1 protein-coding gene is annotated in these 1,535 nt (G+C 54.9%); it reads left to right on the top strand.

The genetic code is table 11. From position 1 onward, the window contains the following. A partial coding sequence (locus tag HFD99_RS24730; RefSeq protein WP_167441044.1) for a non-ribosomal peptide synthetase occupies positions 1–1,535 on the top strand: 1,535 nt, incomplete at both ends.

The following is a 1,535-nucleotide window of genomic DNA, read 5'->3' as shown; positions in this document are numbered from 1 at the left end:
CTGAGCTTCCGTCCATACGGCTTGGAGCAAACACCGGCGAAGTTTGACTTCACGCTGGAAGCCAGAGAGGAAGAGGCAGGCATCCAGTTCGGATTGCAGTATGCAACTGCGTTGTATCAACGGGAAACCGTTGAACGGATGACACGTCACTTTATTCGCTTAGCCGAAGCCGTGGCGGCAAACCCGGATGCGAAGCTGGGTGAGCTGGAGCTCATTACGACCGAAGAAACCGAACAGATTCTGAAGGTGTTCAATGATCCGAACGCGCACAGCGTGCGTGGAACACTGCAAGGTCTGTCACTCAGCGAGCGTTTTGAAGAACAAGCGAAGGACTACCCTGAACGGATAGCCGTTGTGTCTGGGGACATGGCGCTAACCTACGCTGAGCTGAATGAGCAGGCGAACCGGTTGGCCCGTGTGTTACGGGCGAAAGGTGTTGAAGCAGATCAACCGGTAGGCGTACTGCTGGAACGTTCTGCGGATCTTCTGGTGGGCATTCTGGGAGTACTGAAGGCCGGAGGCGCGTATGTGCCAATGGATACGATGTATCCACAGGAGCGTATTGACTATATGCTTCAAGACAGTGGGGCCAAGGTCGTGATCACCAGCAGAGCCGCCAATCTTTCGCTGAGCTTGCCATCCACAGTACAAGCTATCGTTCTTGACGATGAGGACGTTCAAGCTCAATGGGGAGCACAGGATGCGAGCAACCTGATCCCTGTCGCCGGCCTGCATAACCTGGCCTATATGATCTACACGTCAGGTACAACCGGTCAGCCGAAAGGGGTTATGATTGAGCAAGGCAGTGTCGGCAATCTGGTAGACGCTTTATATGAACGAGTATACAGCCGGTATGATCATCCGCTTCACATCGCATGGCTGTCCGCATTTGTATTTGACGCTTCGGTGAAGCAAATCTTTGCCAGCTTGCTGCTAGGTCATACCCTGCATGTGGTGTCCCGTGACGTCAGCCTGAGCGGAGAGCATTTGATCGCCTACTACCGCACGCACCGGATTGATCTGTCGGACGGCACACCAGCGCATCTGCATATTTTGAACGAAAGCGTCAGCGTGACAGAAGCGCCGGATGTGAAGCATTACCTGATCGGGGGCGAAGCCTTATCCGTGCAGTTGGTCCATGTGTTCCTGCACAAATGGTCCGGGTATCGTCCGGTCATTACGAACGTGTATGGTCCGACCGAAGCGACCGTAGATGCGACCGCCTATACGATTGAAGATGTAGAGTCGCTGAATGTACTGCTGGAAAAAGGGGAGCACACGGTATCCATCGGAACGCCGATAGCCAACCAGGCTGTGTACATCTTGAACACTCGACAACAGCTGGTACCGATGGGGATCGCGGGTGAACTCTATATCGGAGGGGCAGGTATCGCACGAGGATACCTCAACCTGCCGGAACTGACGGCTGAGAAGTTTGTCCCGAATCCGTTTGCTGATGCGACGGCCGCTGATCCAGCGGACAGCACTTACGCAAACCGGATGTACCGGACAGGCGACCTGGCACGGTGGCTGCC

Origin of the sequence: Paenibacillus sp. EKM301P (assembly GCF_011800295.1) — a bacterium.
Classification (GTDB): Bacteria; Bacillota; Bacilli; order Paenibacillales; family Paenibacillaceae; genus Paenibacillus; species Paenibacillus polymyxa.
Note: the sequence above shows the minus strand (reverse complement) of the source record. Positions and strands in the feature narration are given on the sequence as shown.